This is a genomic window from Streptomyces phyllanthi, from assembly GCF_009377205.1.
Classification (GTDB): Bacteria; Actinomycetota; Actinomycetes; order Streptomycetales; family Streptomycetaceae; genus Streptomyces; species Streptomyces phyllanthi.
Map to the genome: position 1 here is coordinate 1 of NZ_VJZE01000167.1, position 16,835 is coordinate 16,835.

The window sequence follows — 16,835 nt, forward strand, 5'->3', positions numbered from 1 at the left end:
GCCCCCAGACCCCCGATATCGGCCTGAACGGCCTCGTCCTCAAGCGCCGGACCGGCTGGGGGTCTCCCGTCCTCCAGCCACGGACGGGCGCTGGGGGGTCCGCCGTTCTCAACCGCCGGAGGGGCTGGGAGCCTCCCGTCCTCAGCCCCAGACGGGCCGGGGGTCCCCCGTCCTCAAGCCACGGAGAGGCTGGGGCCTCCCGTCCTCAAGCGCCCGACGGCCAAGTCCCCCGAAGACGTAGTCCTCCAGCCTTCCCACCGTGAACCCCTGTTCCTGGATCCTCCTCAGGGCCCTCGCCGTCATCTCCGTCAGGGACGCGCCGGTTCGTTCCGCCGGGGTCCGGAAGTGGAACAACACGATGTCGCCGGGGCGAAGGCGGCGGTCGCCCGTCCTGTAGCGGAGGTCGTCGTGGCGTGGCGTGACGCGCCACAGGACCACCGCCGAGATCCCGCAGTCGGCGGCGGCGCGGAGTGTGGTGGCGTCGTACGTGCCGTAGGGCGGCAGCAGGAGCCGGGGGCGGACGCCGAAGCGCCGGCGCAGCTTCTCCTGCTGGCCGCAGATCTCGGCGCGCTGGCCGGTGTGGGGGAGGCCGCGCAGGGAGCGGTGGTTCAGCGTGTGGTTCTGGAGGGTCGCGCCGACCGAGCGGAGCCGTGCGAAGTGGCCGTATCCGGGCCCGGCGACGCCGCCGGTGAGGAACAGACTGACCGGGAGCCGCAGTTCACGGAGCATGGCGACGAACCGCGGGTCCTTGCCGGCTCCGTCGTCGTACGTCAGGAAGACGACCTTGTCGTTCGTGGGGACGCGGTCGACGAGCGGCGGCAGGCCGGGCCCGGCGGCCCGCGGCGCGGTACGCGGCCGGTCGGACGGCCTCGGCGTGGGTGCGGGTGCGGGTGCGAGCGGCTCGGCGAGGCCCCAGCGGCGGTACGCGTCCGCCCGGGGTGGGCGTTGCGGACCATCCGTCCAGGCCAGGCCCTTCGGACCTCGTGTCCTGGCCGACTCCGCCGCCTCCACCGACTCCACCGGTTCCGCCGCCTCCACCGGTTCCGCCGCCTCCACCGGTTCCGCTGCTCTCTCGGCCAGACGTTCGCGTGGGTCGGTGGACGGGGCGCATCCGGCCAGGAGGGCCGCGGCCAACAGGCCGGCGGCCACAGCGCAGCGCCCCCGCGTGGACGCGGGCCTCACAGATAGTCCTCCAGGCGGGCCACGGCGTAACCCTTGTCGGTCACCAGCTTCATGAAGGCGCGGACCATGTCCGGCATCGTCCCGTCCCAGTCACCCCTCCCCCGGAAGTGGCTGAGGACGATGTCGCCGGGGTGGAGGTCCCGGTCCGCCTCGCGGTAGTCCCAGCGGTCGGGGAAGACCTCCTCGTTCCACAGCGGGGCGGCCTTGATGCCGCAGGATCCGGCCGCGCGCAGGGTGTCGCGGTTGTAGTTGCCGTACGGCGGCCGGAAGAGGGCGGGCCGCCTGCCGTACCGCTTCTCGATGACGTCCTGCATCCCGCAGATCTCGCGCTTCTGCTCCGCGTACGAGAGGGCGGGCAGGTAGCGGTGGTGGAGGGTGTGGTTGTTCAGGGTGACACCGTTGTCCTGCATGCGCTCGAAGTAGCCGTAGTTCTCCTTCACCAGGTAGTCGCTGAGAAAGGCGGTGTACGGGATGTTCAGGTCGTTCATCATCCGCAGGAACGCCGGGTCCTTCTCGGCGCCGTCGTCCACCGTCAGGAACACGATCTTGTGGCGGGTGGGGACGGTGGTGAAGACGGGCGGCAGGCCCTCTTCCTCGTGCCCGGCGACCTCGAAGCCCTCGCGGGTCCGGAGAACGGGCTTCCTCGCCGGGGGCGCGGGCGGCGACAGGGGCACCTTGGCGAGCCGCCAGCGCTTCGCGGCGAGGGCTCGGGCCGCGTACGACCGGCGCAGTTTCGAGGCGTATGCGTCGAGGGCGCGCGCGGGGGGCGCTTGGAAGTCGCCCCGACGACCGGGGGCGGGCCGCACCTCCGGGCCCGCCTCGGCCTCCGGGGACGTGTCGGCCGTGTCGGCCGTGTCGACCGGACCGGCTGCGCCCCCGCACGCGGTGGACGCCAGGGCGGCGACGGCCAGCACGACTGCCCCGCCCCGCACACGCATCCACTTCGCACGCTTTTCATCATTTAGTCGTACGAGTCGCATGGCGCCGCATCCTCGCAGGCCACCGCCCCTCCCCCGGCCCGACACCGCCACCGGGCGCACACCATCCACCGACGGACGCACACCATCCACCGACTGGCCGACAATGTCCCGGTGAACGACCTAGCACCCGCGGACTCCTTCGCCGCCCTCCTCACCCCCGAGGGCCGTGCCCTCCTCGACGAGGTGCGCGGCACCGAACCGGCGGCGGAGCTGGCCGTCGCGACCCGGTTGCGCCGCGACCACCCGGCCGGCCTCGTCTCCGCCGCCCTCGCCCAGGCACGGCTGCGGCAGCGGGCGGCCGCCAAGTTCGGTGCGCAGGACGCGGAGCGGATGTTCTTCACTCCGAACGGGGTCGAGCAGTCCACGCGGACGACCGTGGCGACGTACCGGGCAGGGCGGTTCGCGGAGCTGGGCGTACGGTCCATGGCCGATCTGTGCTGCGGTATCGGCGGCGACGCGATCGCGCTGGCGCGCGCGGGGATACGGGTCCTTGCCGTCGACCACGACCCGCTGACGGCGGCTGTGGCCCGGGCGAACGCGGCGGCGCTCGGCCTGGCGGACCTGATCGAGGTACGGGAGGCCGATGTCACGGACGTGGACGTGGCGCCGTACGACGCGGTCTTCGTGGACCCGGCAAGGCGTGGGGGCGGACCAGGAGGTGCCGTGCGAAGCACGTCGGTGAGGGGTGGTGGCCGGGCGACGGGCGGACGGATCTTCGACCCGGAGGCGTACTCACCGCCGCTGTCGTGGGCCGTCGGGACCGCCGCGAAGGCCCCGCGCGCCGCACTGAAGATCGCCCCCGGCATCCCCCACGAGGCGGTTCCCGCCGAGGCCGAGGCCGAGTGGATCTCGGACGGCGGGGACGTGAAGGAGGCGGTGCTGTGGTTCGGCACGGAGCCCGGGGCCGTACGGGCCACCCTGCTGCCCGGCCCGCGCGCCCTGCGCGGACGCGGCCTCCCGAACCCGCCGGTGCGGCCGGTGGGGCGCTATCTGTACGAGCCCGACGGCGCCGTCATCCGCGCCCACCTGGTGGCGGAGGCCGCAGCGGAACTCGACGGCGGGCTGATCGACCCGCAGATCGCCTATGTCACGGCGGATGCCCTCCATCCGACCCCGTACGCCTCCGCCTATGAGATCACCGACCGGCTTCCGTTCAACGTCAAGAAGCTGAGGGCTCTGCTGCGGGAGCGGCAGGTCGGCGTTCTGACGGTGAAGAAGCGGGGGTCGGCCGTGGAACCGGAGGAACTGCGCAGGAAGGTCAAGCTCCAGGGCCCCCACTCGGCCACCGTCTTCCTGACCCGGGTCGCGGGGGCGCCGACGATGCTGATCGGCCACCCGGCCTGATCACTGCGCGGGGCCCACGCCCTCGGCCCTCCCCCGCAGCAACTCCCGCTCCCGCTCGTTGCGCGCCAGCCCGGCCGCCCGGTCGAACTCGGCCCGCGCCTCCTCCGTACGGCCGAGGCGGGCCAGCAGGTCGCCGCGCACGCTGGGCAGCAGGTGGTAGTCCCGCAGGGCGGGTTCGGCGGCGAGACGGTCGACGATCTCCAGGGCGGGCTCCGGGCCGTCCGCCATCGAGACGGCCACCGCGCGGTTCAGCTCCACGACCGGGGACGGGGTCCGGGCGGCGAGCAGGCCGTAGAGGGTGGCGATCGTGGTCCAGTCCGTCTCCTCGTACGTGTACGCCTGGGCGTGACAGGCGGCGATGGCGGCCTGCAGGGCGTACGGGCCGGGGCCAGCCGTGGCGACGGCGTTGGCGCGGCCGAGCGCGTCGAAACCGCGGGCGATCAGCATGCGGTTCCAGCGGCGGCGGTTCTGGTCCTTGAGCAGGACCGCCTCGCCGGACGGCCCGACGCGGGCGGCGGCACGCGACGCCTGGAGTTCCAGCAGCGCGGCCAGCCCGTGCACCTCGGGCTCCTTGGGCATCAGCTGGGCGAGGACGCGGGCGAGCCGCAGGGCGTCCTCGCACAGCGCGGGCCGCAGCCAGTCGTCCCCTGCGGTGGCCGTGTACCCCTCGTTGAAGATCAGGTAGATGACCTCCAGGACGGAGTCGAGGCGGGCCTCCCGGTCCGGGCCGTACGGCACCTCGAAGGCGACGCCCTTGGTGGCGAGGGTCCGCTTCGCTCGCACGATGCGCTGGGCGATCGTCGGCTCGGGGGCGAGGAAGGCGCGGGCGATCTCGGCCGTGGTCAGCCCGCCGAGCAGCCGGAGCGTGAGCGCGATACGGGCCTCGGCGGACAGCACCGGGTGACAGGCGGTGAAGACGAGCCGGAGCAGGTCGTCGTCGATGTCCCCGGGGCCGGAGGGCTCGTCGAGGTGGTACGGCGCGTTCACGGAGAGGTCCCGCCCGACCTCCTCCAGCTTGCGCGCGTACCGCTCCCGGCGCCGTACGAGGTCGATCGCCCGGTGCTTGGCGGTGGCCGTGAGCCAGGCGCCCGGGTTGTCCGGGACCCCGTCCCGCGGCCACTGCTCCAGGGCCGCGACCAGCGCGTCCTGGGCCAGTTCCTCCGCGATGCCGACGTCCCGCACGATCCGGGCGACGCCGGCGATGACGCGGGGGGACTCGATCCGGAAGACGGTCTCGATGGCGCTCGTGGCGGTGTCGGTGCTGGTGCTGGTGCCGGTGCCGGTGCCGGTGGACTGTGGTGTCACAGTCCACCATTCGACACCCGTACCGTCCCGCGGACAAAACCCCCTGTCAGAGACGGGGCGTCAGCCCTCCTGGATCTCCCGGACCTCGCAGGTCAGCGTCCATTCCTCCCCGTGCACCTGCACGAAGCGCTTGGTCCACTCCAGCGCCTCGGCCATGTCCTTGCACTGCATGACCGCGTAGCCGCCGACGACCTCCTTGGTCTCGGTGAACGGCCCGTCGATGACCGACGCCCGGCCGCCCTCCCAGTGCACCCTCTTGCCCTGGGCGGTCGGCATCAGTCCGGCGGTGTCGAGCATGACGCCCGCCTTGGTGATCTCCTCCAGCAGCTCCCCCATCCGCTCCATCATCTCGGGGCTGGGGCCCTCGGCGGGAGCGGTCGACTCGTCGATCCTGACCATCGACAGGTAGCGCGGCATGGTGACTCCTCAGGTGGCGGCGGGGCCTGTCCCCGCCTCTCATCCCCTACGTCGTACGGAAGACACCCGGATCGACACCACCCTGAATTTTTCTCCGAAGATTTTTTTCCGCCCGGGATCGCCTCAGCCCAGCGACTTCCACAGCTCGCTCGCCTCCGGCTCGTCCGCCACCACCCGGTTGCGGTCCGACGGGGCCGTGACCACCGGCATCGTGACCGTCCGTACGTCGTCCGAGGAGAGGTCCCCGAGACTCCGGCCCAGGGCCATCAGCTCGCTCAGCGAGTCCAGACCCGTGTCCGTCGTCAGACTGCCCGTGACGGCGTCGGCCACCTCGTAGAGCTTGGTGGGGCTGGTCAGCAGGTCGGTGGAGGAGATCTGGTCCAGCAGCGCCTTCACCAGTTTCTGCTGCAGCCCTATTCGGCCCAGATCACTGCCGTCGCCGATGCCGTGGCGGGTGCGGGCCAGGGCCAGCGCCTGTTCGCCGTCCAGGTGGTGGGTGCCCGCCTCCAGCTTCAGACGGCTGTCCTCGTCGTCGATGTCCTCGTCCGTCGTGACGGTCACCCCGCCCAGCGCGTCCACCAGCTTCGCGAAGCCCGAGAAGTCGATCTCCATGTAGTGGTCCATACGGATACCGGTGATCGACTCGACCGTCTTCACCGCACAGACGGGGCCGCCCACCGAGTACGCGCTGTTGAACATCGCGCCGTACGCCACCGCCGTCGAACCGCCCGACGGCAGGGGGCACGAGGGGCGCGTGACCAGCGTGTCGCGCGGGATGCTCACGACCGTCGCCTCGGTACGCCCCTCGTCGATATGGACGACCATCGCCGTGTCGGACCGGGCGCCGGAACTGTCCCCGCCGCCGAGTTCCGCGTTCTCCTCGCCGCTGCGGGAGTCCGAGCCGAGGACCAGGATGTTCAGGGCGCCTCTGGGCACGGGGGACGCGGAGGCGGAGGACGAGGGCGACGGGCTCGACACGGCCGCCGCGGGGCGGTCGTCGCCCAGCGCGCTGTTGATGTCGACGCTCTTGATGTTGTCGTTCAGCTGCCAGTACGCCCAGCCGGCCGCCCCCGCGCCGAGCACGAGGACACCGGCGAGCGTCAGGCCGGCGGCCTTCAGCAGTCCCGACCGCCGGCCCCCGCGTCTGCCCGCTTCTCCGCTGTCGTCCCCGCGCTCGTAGTCTCGTACAGTCACACGCAGGAACGTACGTCCGAATTGTTACGGGCGGAGACGTCCCACCCGCTTTCTTCGGGAATTCTCAGACTTCCCGCCCCGTGTTCATGCGGCGTTCAGCCCGGTGCGACAGGGACTCAGCCGAGTGTCACCGCAGGTACCGGATTGCTGCCGCTCCAGCTCGCGTTGAAGCCGAACGTCACCGAACCGCCGTCCGGCACGGTCCCGTTCCACGAGGCGTTCGCACAGCTGACCGCCGCGTCCGTCTGGGTGCAGGTCGCGTTCCAGGCCTGGCTGATCCGCTGGCCCGCGCCGTACGTCCAGTTCACCTTCCAGGAGGAGAGGGACGCCCCGGAGCAGGCGATCCTCACCTGGCCCGTGAAGCCGGTGTTCCACTGGTTCGTGACGCTGTACGTCGCCGTGCACGCGCCCGTCGGGGGCGGTGTCGTCGTACCGCCGAGGGCTGTGGCGATGCCTCCGTACGCCGGTTTCGGCGCGTAGTTCTCGTCGTACGGGGTGGCCGCGCCGTAGCCGGGGAAGACGTCCGGGATCCATGAGTCGGAGTCCGTGAAGCCCCACACGGTGACCCCGGTGCACCGGCTCACCGCCACGCACGCGGCCACGACGGCCTTGTACTCGTCCGCCTGCTGCGCCAACTTGGCCGCCGTGGCGGGAAGTTGCATACGGATGTCCAGCTCCGTGATGGCCACGTCCACACCCAGGTCGGCGAAGCGCTGGATGTTCTGCTGGAGGGTGGAGGGGACCTGACCGAGGATCAGGTGGGCCTGGAGGCCGACGCCGTCGATCGGGACGCCCCGCTCCTTCAGCGACCTGACCAGGTTGTAGAGAGCGGTGCTCTTCGCGTTGACGCCCTCGACGTTGTAGTCGTTGATGTAGAGCTTGGCGCTCGGGTCGGCCGCGCGGGCGGCGGTCAGGGCCTGGGCGATGTAGTCGGCGCCGAGGCCGTTGTACCAGAGGGTCTGGCGGTAGGTGCCGTCCTCGTTGAACGGCTCGTTCACCACGTCCCAGGCGGCCAGCCGGCCCTTGTAGCGGCCGACCTCCAGTGCGATGTGGTCGTTCAGCAGCTGGCCGAGCTGGGCGGAGGTCCAGGTGCCGTTGGTCAGCCAGCTCGGGTTCTGGCTGTGCCAGACGAGGGTGTGGCCGCGGACCTCCTGGCCGTGGGCCTCGGCGAAGTCGACGATCTGGTCCGCCTCGGTCCAGTTGAAGTTGCCGCGGGTGGGCTCGACGGAGCCCCACTTCATGGCGTTGCCGGGAGTGAGCCAGTTGAACTCCCGTCCGGCGATCTCGCCGTAGGTGCCGGTGAGTTTCGAGCCGGTGACGGCTGTGCCCATGGCCTTGCCCTTGGCGGCGGCGAGGTCGCGCAGCGGGAGGTCCGCGGCGTGGGCGGCGGGAGCGGCGGTCAGCAGTGCGCCCAGCGCCGCCGCGCCGGTGACCAGGGCAGTGAGACGGGAGGGCACAGAGGATCTGGGGGCTCTGGGGGCTCTGGAGGTTCTGGAGGTTCTGGAGGATCTGGAGGTTCTCATGGTGGGGTGCCTCCGAAAGTTTCGGTCGTGCAACCGATTGACTTCGGAGGAGTGTGAGGGTGGACGCCGCACCCGTCAATACGCAGTCGCTGCCGCTCGTGGCCAGGTGCGTCTCGTCTGCCGGGTTCTGCCGGTGGTCCTGGGGGAGCGACCGGCCCCTTCAGGGGCGCGGACCCGTGCTGCTGCGCACCACCAGGCTCGTCGCCAGTTCCACCCGCGTCGCCGCCGGAGAGCCCTCCTCGCGGCCCAGGTCCAGCACCAGCCGGGTCGCCGCCTCGGCCATCTCCAGCAGGGGCTGCCGTACGGTCGTCAGCGGCGGGCCCACCCAGCGGGCCACCGGCAGGTCGTCGAAGCCGACCACGCTCAGGTCCTCCGGGATCCGCAGGCCCAGCTCGCGGGCGGCCTCGTACAGGCCGAGCGCCTGGAGGTCGTTGCCCGCGAAGACGGCGGTGGGGCGGTCCGGCAGGCGGAGCAGTTCGAGGCCCAGGCGGTAGCCGGTCTCGTGGTGGAAGTCGCCGGCCTTGACCAGTTCCAGGTCCACCGGAAGCCCGGCCGTCTCCAGCGCGGCCCGGTAGCCGTCCAGCCGTGCCCGACTGCACATCATCCGTGAGGGCCCGCTGATCGCGCCGATGCGTTCGTGCCCCAGTTCGACCAGATGGCGGGTGGCGGCCAGCCCGCCCTGCCAGTTGGTGGCGCCGATCGACGGCACGTCGTCGCCCGGGTCGCCCGCCGGATCCATCACCACGAACGGGATGGACCTGCTGGTCAGCAGCGCCCGCTGGGAGGCGTCGAGTCCGGACAGGACGAGCACGACACCGTGCGGACGGCGGGCGGCGACCTGGTCGGCCCAGGTGCGGCCGGGGGTCAGCCGGCCCGCGCTCTCGGAGAGGACCACGCTGAGGCCGGCCTCCCGGGCGACGGTCTCGACGCCCCGGATGACCTCCATCGCCCAGGCGCTCTCCAGCTCGTGGAAGACCAGGTCGACGAGGGGCGAGCGGGTCGCCTCGGCGCGGCGGCGACGGTAGCCGTACTCGCGCAGCAGCTCCTCGACGCGGGTACGGGTCGCGGGGGCGACGTCGGCGCGGCCGTTGAGCACTTTCGAAACAGTCGGAGCCGAGACACCCGCCTGACGGGCGATCTCGGCGAGCGTCGCCGTCTGCGTGGGGTGCGTGGCCTGTGCTCTTGTCGGTGTTTCCGCGGACTTCGTCGGCTTCATGGGCGGGATCGTATCCCTGCACACCCCCTTGACGAACCCTTTCGACGGCCATACGTTCCCGGAACATTCGAAGTACCACCCGAAACATTCGCACCACGTACGACACATCGCACATTCGAAATGATCGCGAGAGGTGCTGTCATGGAGTCGAACAGAGGGCGGTCCTACAGCGGGCGGTCCGGCGCCGGCCAGGCCACCGGCGGGAGCCCCGGCAACCGTGCGTTCAGCAGGCGCTGGGTGCTGGGAGCCGGTGCCGCCTCGCTTCTCACCACCGGGCTCACCGCCTGCGGCTCCGGCAGCGGCGCGGGCGGCGACAGCGGCACGATCACCGCCTTCGTGTACGGCGACGACGCCGTGAAGGTCCAGCAGGCGGGCGTGAGCCGCTTCAACAAGTCGGCCGCGGCCAAGAAGGCGGGCGGCAAGGTCGAGCTGCAGAAGGTGCCCGGCTCCGACTACTCCCCCAAACTCCGTACGGCCATGGGCTCGCCCAGCGCCCCGGACGTGTTCTTCAACTGGGGCGGCGGCTCCATCAAGCCGTACCAGGAGGCGGACAAGCTCGTCGACCTCACCGACATCATCGAGGACGACCCGGTCCTCAAGGACGGCTTCCTGCCCTCGGTGCTCGCGGCCGGCGACCTCAAGGGCCGCCACTACGGCATACCGATGCGCGGTATGCAGCCCGTGATCCTCTTCTACAACAAGTCCGTCTTCGCCGAGCACAAGCTCCAGCCGCCCACCACCTGGGACCAGTTGCTCGACAACAACGCCAAGCTGAAGAAGGCGAAGATCACCCCCTTCGCCCTCGGCGGCACCGACATCTGGCCCGACCTGATGTGGCTGGAGTACCTGGTCGACCGTATCGGCGGCCCCGAGGTCTTCAGGCGCATCCAGGACGGCGACGCCGAGGGCTGGGGCGACCCGGCCGTCCTCAGGGCCGCCGAGCTGGTGAAGGAGCTCGTCGACGACGGCGCCTTCGGCTCCAAGTTCACCTCAGTGTCGTACGTCAACGGCGGCGCCCCCGCGGTCTTCGCCAAGGGCAAGGCCGCCATGCACCTGATGGGCTCGTGGGAGTACTCGACGCAGCTCGGCAAGTTCCCGGACTTCGCCAGGAAGAACCTGGGCTGGGCGGCCTTCCCGACCGTCGAGGACGGCACGGGCGACGTCCGCAACGTGGTCGGCAACCCCACCAACTACTGGTCGATCAACTCCCGTACGAGGAACAAGGACCTGGCGATCGCGTTCCTCAGGACCTGCGCGTCGGAGGCGTACGCGAAGGACCTGGTCGACCTCGGCGACGTCCCGACCACCTCGAACGCGGCCGAGCTGCTCTCCTCGGCGCCCAACCCCGAGTTCGCGAGGTTCCAGTACGACCTGGTGGAGAAGGCCCCGGCCTTCACGCTCTCCTGGGACCAGGCGCTGGGCGACGGGCTCGGCACCAAGATGCACACCGAGATCGGCAAGCTGTTCGCGGGCCAGTCCTCGCCCAGCGAGTTCGTGGCGGCGTGCAAGGGTCTGAAGTGAGCGCCACGCTCGGCAAAAGCACCACGCTGGACGAGAGTGCCTCGCTCGACAAGCGGCCGGGCGCCCGGGTGGGCCGCCCGCACGCCGTCTGGGCCCTGCCCGGCGTCCTCTTCTTCACCTTCTTCGCGATCGTCCCGATGGCTCTGGCCTTCTACCTCTCCTTCACCAGGTGGGACGGCCTGGGCGACCCGCAGCTCGTGGGGCTCGCCAACTGGCAGAAGCTGCTGGACGACCCGCGGCTGACCCAGTCCCTGTGGCTGACCGTCTCGCTGACGGTGGCGAGCTGGGTGTTCCAGACGGTGGTGGCGCTGCTGCTCGGCGTCTGGGCGGCGGGCCCCCAGCGCAACCGGGCCGTCCTCTCCGCGGTCTTCTTCGTCCCGCTGCTGCTCTCCTCCACCGCCGTCGCGCTGCTCTTCTACGCGCTGCTCGACCCGAACTTCGGCATCATCCAGAAGGACACGCTCGGCTCGTCCAGCGGGGCGTTCCTCGCGATCGTGTTCGTCGGCGGCTGGCAGTTCATCCCGTTCCACACGCTGATCTACCAGGGCGGCGCCCGGCAGATCCCACAGGTCCTCTACCAGGCGGCGGCCATCGACGGCGCGGGCCGCTACCGCCAGTTCTTCTCGATCACGCTGCCGCAGCTGCGCAACACCATCACGACGTCCACCGTGCTGATCGTGGTCGGCTCGCTCACGTACTTCGAGACCGTGCTGATCCTCACCAAGGGCGGCCCGGGCACCGACACGGCGATCCTGCCGTACCTGATGTACGAGGCGGGCTTCAAGACGTACGACTTCGGCTACGCGAGCGCCATCGCGTCGTTCCTGGTCCTCGCCGCCACCGGGCTGTCCCTGCTGCTGGTCCGGCTGTCCGGCTTCGGCACCATGCGCAGTACCCGCGAAGGGATGTGACGGAGTGTCACACGATACGTTGCCGCGTCCCGTGAAGACCCGTCCGTCCGACCGGGAGGAGTCCGCGCCGAGCCGCCGCCACAGGCACTGGACCAGACGTGCCAACCCGGTCGCGGGCCTCGGCTCGTTCCTCTGGCTCGTGGTCGTCATCGTCCCGGTCTACGCGATGCTGTCGGCCTCCCTCACCGGCCAGGACAAGGCCCTCACGGGCAACCCCCTGAAACCGCCGACGAGTCCGACCCTCGACAACTACAACACGGTCCTGCGCAGCGGCTTCGGCCATCTGCTGAGCAACACGGCGATCGTGGCCGTGGCGGTCGTGGGCATCGTCCTCGTGCTGTCGATCCCGCTCGCGTACGTGGCGGTCCGCACCCGGAACAGCTGGTCGAACGCCGCCTTACGGCTGTTCCTGCTGGGTGTCGCGATCCCGGCCCAGGCAGTGGTCGTCCCGCTGTACCTGCTGATCGCCAAGCTCGACCTGTACGACACCCTCCTCGCGGTCGTCCTGCCGACGGCGGCCTTCGCGATGCCGGTGTCGGTCCTGGTGCTGGTCGGCACCCTGCGGGATGTCTCCGAGGACCTGTACGAGGCGATGGCCCTGGACGGCGCCTCACCGCTGCGGATGCTGTTCCAGCTGACGATCCCGCTGGCCAAGGGCGGTATCAGTACCGTCGTGATCTACGCGGCGCTCCAGGCCTGGAACGGCTTCCTCTTCCCGCTGATCTTCACCCAGTCGGACGGCCCGCGCGTCCTGACGCTCGGGCTCTTCAACTACGTCAGCCAGTTCGGTGTGAACATCCCCGCGCTGCTCGCCTCGGTCGTCCTCTCCGGCATCCCGATCTTCGTCGTCTATCTGGTGGCCCGTCGCGCCCTCGTGGGCGGCCTGATGGGTGTCGGCGGCAAGTGACCCACCCGCACGGCCGGTGAACCCACCCGCACGGACAGGCCCCAGTGAACTCTCGGACCCCGACAGGAGTTTCATGACCACCGCCCCTTGGCGCGACCCCGCCCTGCCCGCCGCCGACCGCGTAGACGACCTGCTCTCCCGGATGACCCTGGAGGAGAAGACAGCCCAGCTGTACGGCGTGTGGGTGGGCGCCGCCACGGACGGCGGCGGAGTCGCCCCCCACCAGCACGACATGACCGCGTCCTTCGACTTCGACGAGCTGATCACCCGGGGCCTCGGCCAGCTCACCCGTTCCTTCGGCACGGCCCCCGTGGACCCGGCGCTGGGCGCGCAGGCACTGGCCCGCGCCCAGCGCCGTATCACCGCCGCCAACCGCTTCGGCATCCCCGCAGTCGCCCACGAGGAGTGCCTGGCCGGCTTCACGGCCTGGGGCGCGACCGCGTACCCGGTCCCCCTGGCCTGGGGCGCGACCTTCGACCCGGACCTGGTCGAGGAGATGGCCCGGCACATCGGCCGCGACATGGCGTCGGTGGGCGTGCACCAGGGCCTGTCGCCGGTCCTGGACGTCGTACGGGATCCGCGCTGGGGGCGGGTCGAGGAGACCATCGGCGAGGACCCGTACCTGGTCGCGACGATCGGCACGGCGTACGTGCGGGGCCTGGAGTCGACCGGGGTCGTCGCCACGCTGAAGCACTTCGCCGGGTACGCGTCGTCCGTGGGCGCCCGCAACCTCGCGCCCGTGCGGGCCGGGGTGCGGGAGTTCGCCGACGTGACCCTGCCGCCGTTCGAGATGGCGGTGCGCGAGGGGGGCGCGCGGTCGGTGATGGCCGCGTACAACGAGACCGACGGCGTCCCGGCGTCCGCGGACCCGTATCTGCTGACCCGGCTGCTGCGCGAGGAGTGGGGCTTCACGGGCACGGTCGTGTCCGACTACTTCGGCGTCGGCTTCCTGGAGACCCTCCACCGGATCGCCGGCACCCCGGCCGAGGCCGCGGGCGCGGCTCTGAGCGCGGGCATCGACGTCGAGCTGCCGACGCTGCGCTGCTATGGGGACGCCCTGGTGGAGGCGGTACGGGAGGGTGCCGTCCACGAGTCGCTGGTGGACCGGGCGACGCGCCGGGTGCTGCTCCAGAAGTGCGAGCTGGGGCTGCTGGACGGCGACCTTCCGGAGCCCCCGGAGAGGGTCGACCTGGACTCGCCCGCCAACCGCTCGCTGGCCCGCCGCCTCGCGGAGGCCTCGGTGGTCCTGCTCGACAACCCCACGGGCGCCCTGCCCCTGGCGCCCGACACCCGGGTCGCCGTGGTGGGCCCGCGCGCCCACGACCCGCTGGCGATGCTGGGCTGCTACTCGTTCCCGTCCCATGTCGGCACCCACCACCCCGAGCACCCCATGGGTATCGAGATCCCCACCCTGTGGGAGTCGCTGCGCGCCGAACTCCCCGACGCGAAGATCACGTACACCGAGGGCTGCGACACCTCGGGCGACGACACGGGCGGCTTCGCCGAGGCGGTGGCCCGCGCGGCGGAGGCCGACGTGGTCGTGGCGGTGCTCGGCGACCGGGCGGGCCTCTTCGGCCGCGGCACCTCGGGCGAGGGCTGCGACGCGCCCGACCTGCGCCTCCCTGGAGTCCAGGCGGAGCTCCTCGACGCGCTGACGGCCACCGGCACGCCCGTGGTCCTGGTCCTCCTCACCGGGCGCCCCTACGCGCTGGGCCGCTGGCACGGCCGGCTCGCCGCGACCGTACAGGCGTTCTTCCCGGGCGAGGAGGGCGGCCCGGCGGTGGCCGGCGTCCTCTCCGGCCGGGTGAACCCGTCGGGCCGGCTCCCCGTGAGCGTGCCGCACGCCCCCGGTGGCCAGCCGTGGACGTATCTCCAGCCGCCCCTCGGGCTGGCGGGCGACGTCAGCAGCATCGACCCGACCCCGCTGTACCCCTTCGGCCACGGCCGCACATACACCGACTTCGGCTGGACCGACTTCACGGCACCCGAGGCCACGATCGGCACGGACGGGTCGTACGACGTGGAGGTCACCGTCACCAACACGGGTGAGCGCGCGGGTGCCGAGGTCGTACAGCTCTACCTCCACGACCCGGTGGCCCAGGTGACCCGGCCCGACATCCGGCTCGTCGGCTACCGGCGCGTGGAGCTCGCCCCCGGCGAGTCACGACGTGTCGCCTTCCGCTTCCACACCGACCTGTCGGCCTTCACCGGCCGCACGGGCCGCCGCGTCGTCGAACCGGGCGCCCTGGAACTGCGCCTGGCCGCCTCCAGCGCGGACGTACGCCATACGACGCGCCTGACGCTCACGGGCCCGGAGCGGGTGCTGGGCACGGAGCGGCTGCTGCGCTGCCGGACGGAGGTGTCGGAACCGTAGGCACCCGGGGGCTCAGCCCAGCGCGCGGTCCAGGTTGAACGCCGCGCTGATCAGGGCCAGGTGGGTGAAGGCCTGCGGGAAGTTGCCCTGCTGCTCGCCGGTGCGGCCGATCTCCTCGGCGTACAGGCCCAGGTGGTTGGCGTAGGTGAGCATCTTCTCGAAGGCCAGCCGGGCCTCGTCGATCCTTCCGGCCCGGGCCAGGGCCTCGACGTACCAGAAGGAGCAGATCGAGAAGGTGCCCTCGTCACCGCGCAGGCCGTCGGGGACGGCCTCGGAGTCGTAGCGGTAGACCAGGGAGTCGGACACCAGGTCCCCGGTGAGCGCGTCGAGCGTGGACAGCCACTTGGGGTCGGTGGGCGAGACGAACTTGGCCAGGGGCAGCATCAGGACGGCGGCGTCGAGGACGTCGCCGTCCTCGTACTGGACGAACGCCCGGCGGGAGGCGGACCAGCCGCGCGTCATGATCCGCCGGTAGATCCGGTCGCGGTGTTCGCGCCAGCGCGGCAGGTCGGCCGGCAGGCCCCGCCGGTGGGCCATCCGGATCGCCCGTTCGAGGGCCACCCAGCACATCAGCCGGGAGTACAGGAAGTTCTTGCGCCCGCCCCTCGTCTCCCAGACGCCCTCGTCGGGCTGGTCCCAGTGATCACACACCCAGTCGACCAGCGCGCAGAGGTCGTCCCACTGGTCGCTGGAGATGGGCTGGGCCCAGCTGTCGTAGAGGTAGACCGAGTCGATCAGGGCGCCGTAGATGTCGAGCTGGAGCTGGCCGGCGGCGGCGTTGCCGACCCGCACCGGTGCCGAGCCCTGGTGGCCCTCCAGATGGGGGAGCTCGCGCTCGGGCAGGTCGGTGCGGCCGTCGATGCCGTACATGACCTGCAGCGGGCCGGCCGGACCGCCGTTACCCGAACTGATGTGCCGGGTGAGGAACCGCATGAACGCCTCGGCCTCGCCGGTGAAGCCCAGCCGCAGCAGCGCGTACACGCAGAACGCCGCGTCGCGGATCCACACGTACCGGTAGTCCCAGTTGCGCTCGCCGCCGAGCTGCTCGGGCAGGCTCGTGGTGGGGGCGGCGACGATCGCGCCGGTCGGCGCGTAGGTCAGGAGCTTCAGTGTGAGCGCCGAACGGTGCACCATCTCGCGCCACCGGCCGCGGTAGCGGGACGCCGACAGCCAGCTCCGCCAGTACGCCACCGTCTCCGCGAACTCCCGTTCGGCGTCGGCGTGGGCACAGCCCCGCGGGGCCAGGTCGCCGTCGATGTGGTCGAGCGCGAACACCGCGGCCTCGCCCTCGGCGAGCTTGAACTCGGCCCGGACGTCGGGGCCGTCCCGTTGCAGGGGCACCGTGGAGGTCAGGGCGAGTGATGTCCGGGCCGACTCGAACACCGCGGTGTCCACCGTGGTGCGCAGCGTGTGCGGCTCGGTCCCGTAGCCGAACCGCGGCGCCACGCGCACCCGGAACGGCACGGTGCCACGGACGCACAGCACTCGTCGGATCAGCCGGTGCCGCCCGGCCTCCGCCGGGTCGCCGCGCACCGGCATGAAGTCCTGGACCTCGCCCACGCCGTCCCCCGAGAAGAACCGGGTGAGCAGCACGTTGGTGTCGGGGAAGTAGAACTGCCCGGTTCTCGCGGGCACCGCCGCCGTCAGCTCGAACGAGCCGCCCCGCTCGGCGTCGAGGAGCGAGGCGAAGACGCTCGGCGCGTCGAAGCGCGGGCAGCAGTACCAGTCGATCGTGCCGTCACTGCCCACCAGCGCCACGGTCCGCAGGTCACCGATCAGTCCGTGCTCAGCGATCGGCAGATACCGACTCGTCACCACCATGACGGCACCCTCCTCGCCGGGACAGGTCCCCTCGGCCGGATGGTGCTTCCCAGCGTAGACACGCACGCGGTGCAGGGACGACCGGAAGGCGTCCCTCCCAGCTGAGGCCATCCCCCGGCCGAGGCACCCTCCCCCTCAGC

General features: G+C 71.4%; 13 protein-coding genes. 5 read left to right on the plus strand and 8 right to left on the minus strand.

Translation table 11 applies throughout. The features are described 5' to 3' along the window. Positions 1–141: 141 nt before the first annotated feature. Together FNH04_RS22895 and FNH04_RS22900 are read right to left on the minus strand one after the other, a co-directional pair. On the minus strand, positions 142–1,149 hold the full coding sequence (locus tag FNH04_RS22895; RefSeq protein WP_322723574.1) for a polysaccharide deacetylase family protein: 1,008 nt from the start codon (positions 1,147–1,149) through the stop codon (positions 142–144). Between the two features lie 29 nt (positions 1,150–1,178). After that, positions 1,179–2,120, minus strand: coding sequence for a polysaccharide deacetylase family protein (locus tag FNH04_RS22900; protein WP_228031570.1), 942 nt, complete (start codon positions 2,118–2,120; stop codon positions 1,179–1,181). Positions 2,121–2,273: 153 nt separating this feature from the next. Between FNH04_RS22900 and FNH04_RS22905 the strand changes: the two genes are divergently transcribed. Further along, entirely contained in the window at positions 2,274–3,506 is a 1,233-nt protein-coding gene (locus tag FNH04_RS22905; RefSeq protein ID WP_322723576.1) for a class I SAM-dependent methyltransferase, read from the plus strand. Here FNH04_RS22905 and FNH04_RS22910 read toward each other — a convergent pair whose 3' ends face one another. The 5 genes from FNH04_RS22910 to FNH04_RS22930 form a co-directional block, all read right to left on the minus strand. Continuing rightward, complete coding sequence (locus FNH04_RS22910; RefSeq protein ID WP_322723577.1) at positions 3,507–4,811, minus strand: RNA polymerase sigma factor; 1,305 nt, start codon at positions 4,809–4,811, stop codon at positions 3,507–3,509. It lies immediately after the preceding gene. Positions 4,812–4,871: 60 nt separating this feature from the next. Further along, the gene (locus FNH04_RS22915; protein WP_152787159.1) at positions 4,872–5,228 is read right to left on the minus strand and encodes a YciI family protein; all 357 of its coding nucleotides are present in this window, start codon (positions 5,226–5,228) and stop codon (positions 4,872–4,874) included. Between the two features lie 123 nt (positions 5,229–5,351). After that, a complete protein-coding gene (locus tag FNH04_RS22920) occupies positions 5,352–6,422 on the minus strand; it encodes an LCP family protein (RefSeq protein ID WP_322723579.1) in 1,071 nt (356 codons plus the stop codon). Between the two features lie 116 nt (positions 6,423–6,538). Next, on the minus strand, positions 6,539–7,879 hold the full coding sequence (locus FNH04_RS22925) for an endo-1,4-beta-xylanase (protein ID WP_386574190.1): 1,341 nt from the start codon (positions 7,877–7,879) through the stop codon (positions 6,539–6,541). 226 nt (positions 7,880–8,105) lie between these two features. Next, positions 8,106–9,161: a LacI family DNA-binding transcriptional regulator gene (locus tag FNH04_RS22930; RefSeq protein ID WP_152787164.1), complete on the minus strand. Its 1,056-nt coding sequence runs from the start codon at positions 9,159–9,161 to the stop codon at positions 8,106–8,108. 141 nt (positions 9,162–9,302) lie between these two features. Here FNH04_RS22930 and FNH04_RS22935 point away from each other — a divergent pair, with 141 nt between their 5' ends. The 4 genes from FNH04_RS22935 to FNH04_RS22950 all read left to right on the plus strand — a co-directional run bounded on the left by FNH04_RS22935 (position 9,303) and on the right by FNH04_RS22950 (position 14,874). After that, complete coding sequence (locus FNH04_RS22935) at positions 9,303–10,682, plus strand: ABC transporter substrate-binding protein (protein ID WP_152787166.1); 1,380 nt, start codon at positions 9,303–9,305, stop codon at positions 10,680–10,682. Positions 10,683–10,708: 26 nt separating this feature from the next. Beyond that, positions 10,709–11,593, plus strand: coding sequence for a carbohydrate ABC transporter permease (locus FNH04_RS22940; RefSeq protein ID WP_152787174.1), 885 nt, complete (start codon positions 10,709–10,711; stop codon positions 11,591–11,593). A 4-nt stretch (positions 11,594–11,597) separates the two neighbouring features. Then, entirely contained in the window at positions 11,598–12,500 is a 903-nt protein-coding gene (locus FNH04_RS22945; protein ID WP_386574193.1) for a carbohydrate ABC transporter permease, read from the plus strand. Between the two features lie 73 nt (positions 12,501–12,573). Next, positions 12,574–14,874 (plus strand): beta-xylosidase/alpha-l-arabinosidase, encoded by a 2,301-nt coding sequence (locus tag FNH04_RS22950; RefSeq protein ID WP_152787168.1) that lies wholly within the window; start codon positions 12,574–12,576, stop codon positions 14,872–14,874. 12 nt (positions 14,875–14,886) lie between these two features. Here FNH04_RS22950 and FNH04_RS22955 read toward each other — a convergent pair whose 3' ends face one another. Continuing rightward, positions 14,887–16,695 carry a glycoside hydrolase family 15 protein gene (locus FNH04_RS22955; protein ID WP_152787170.1) on the minus strand — a complete coding sequence of 603 codons (1,809 nt, stop codon included), beginning with the start codon at positions 16,693–16,695 and terminating at the stop codon, positions 14,887–14,889. Positions 16,696–16,835: the final 140 nt, after the last annotated feature.

Coding starts and splice junctions, on each gene's coding strand:
- FNH04_RS22900 (WP_228031570.1), bottom strand. CDS start 2,120: ATGCGTGTGCGGGGCGGGGCAGTCGTGCTGGCCGTCGCCGCCCTGGCG.
- FNH04_RS22915 (WP_152787159.1), bottom strand. CDS start 5,228: ATGCCGCGCTACCTGTCGATGGTCAGGATCGACGAGTCGACCGCTCCC.
- FNH04_RS22930 (WP_152787164.1), bottom strand. CDS start 9,161: ATGAAGCCGACGAAGTCCGCGGAAACACCGACAAGAGCACAGGCCACG.
- FNH04_RS22935 (WP_152787166.1), top strand. CDS start 9,303: ATGGAGTCGAACAGAGGGCGGTCCTACAGCGGGCGGTCCGGCGCCGGC.
- FNH04_RS22950 (WP_152787168.1), top strand. CDS start 12,574: ATGACCACCGCCCCTTGGCGCGACCCCGCCCTGCCCGCCGCCGACCGC.
- FNH04_RS22955 (WP_152787170.1), bottom strand. CDS start 16,695: ATGGTGGTGACGAGTCGGTATCTGCCGATCGCTGAGCACGGACTGATC.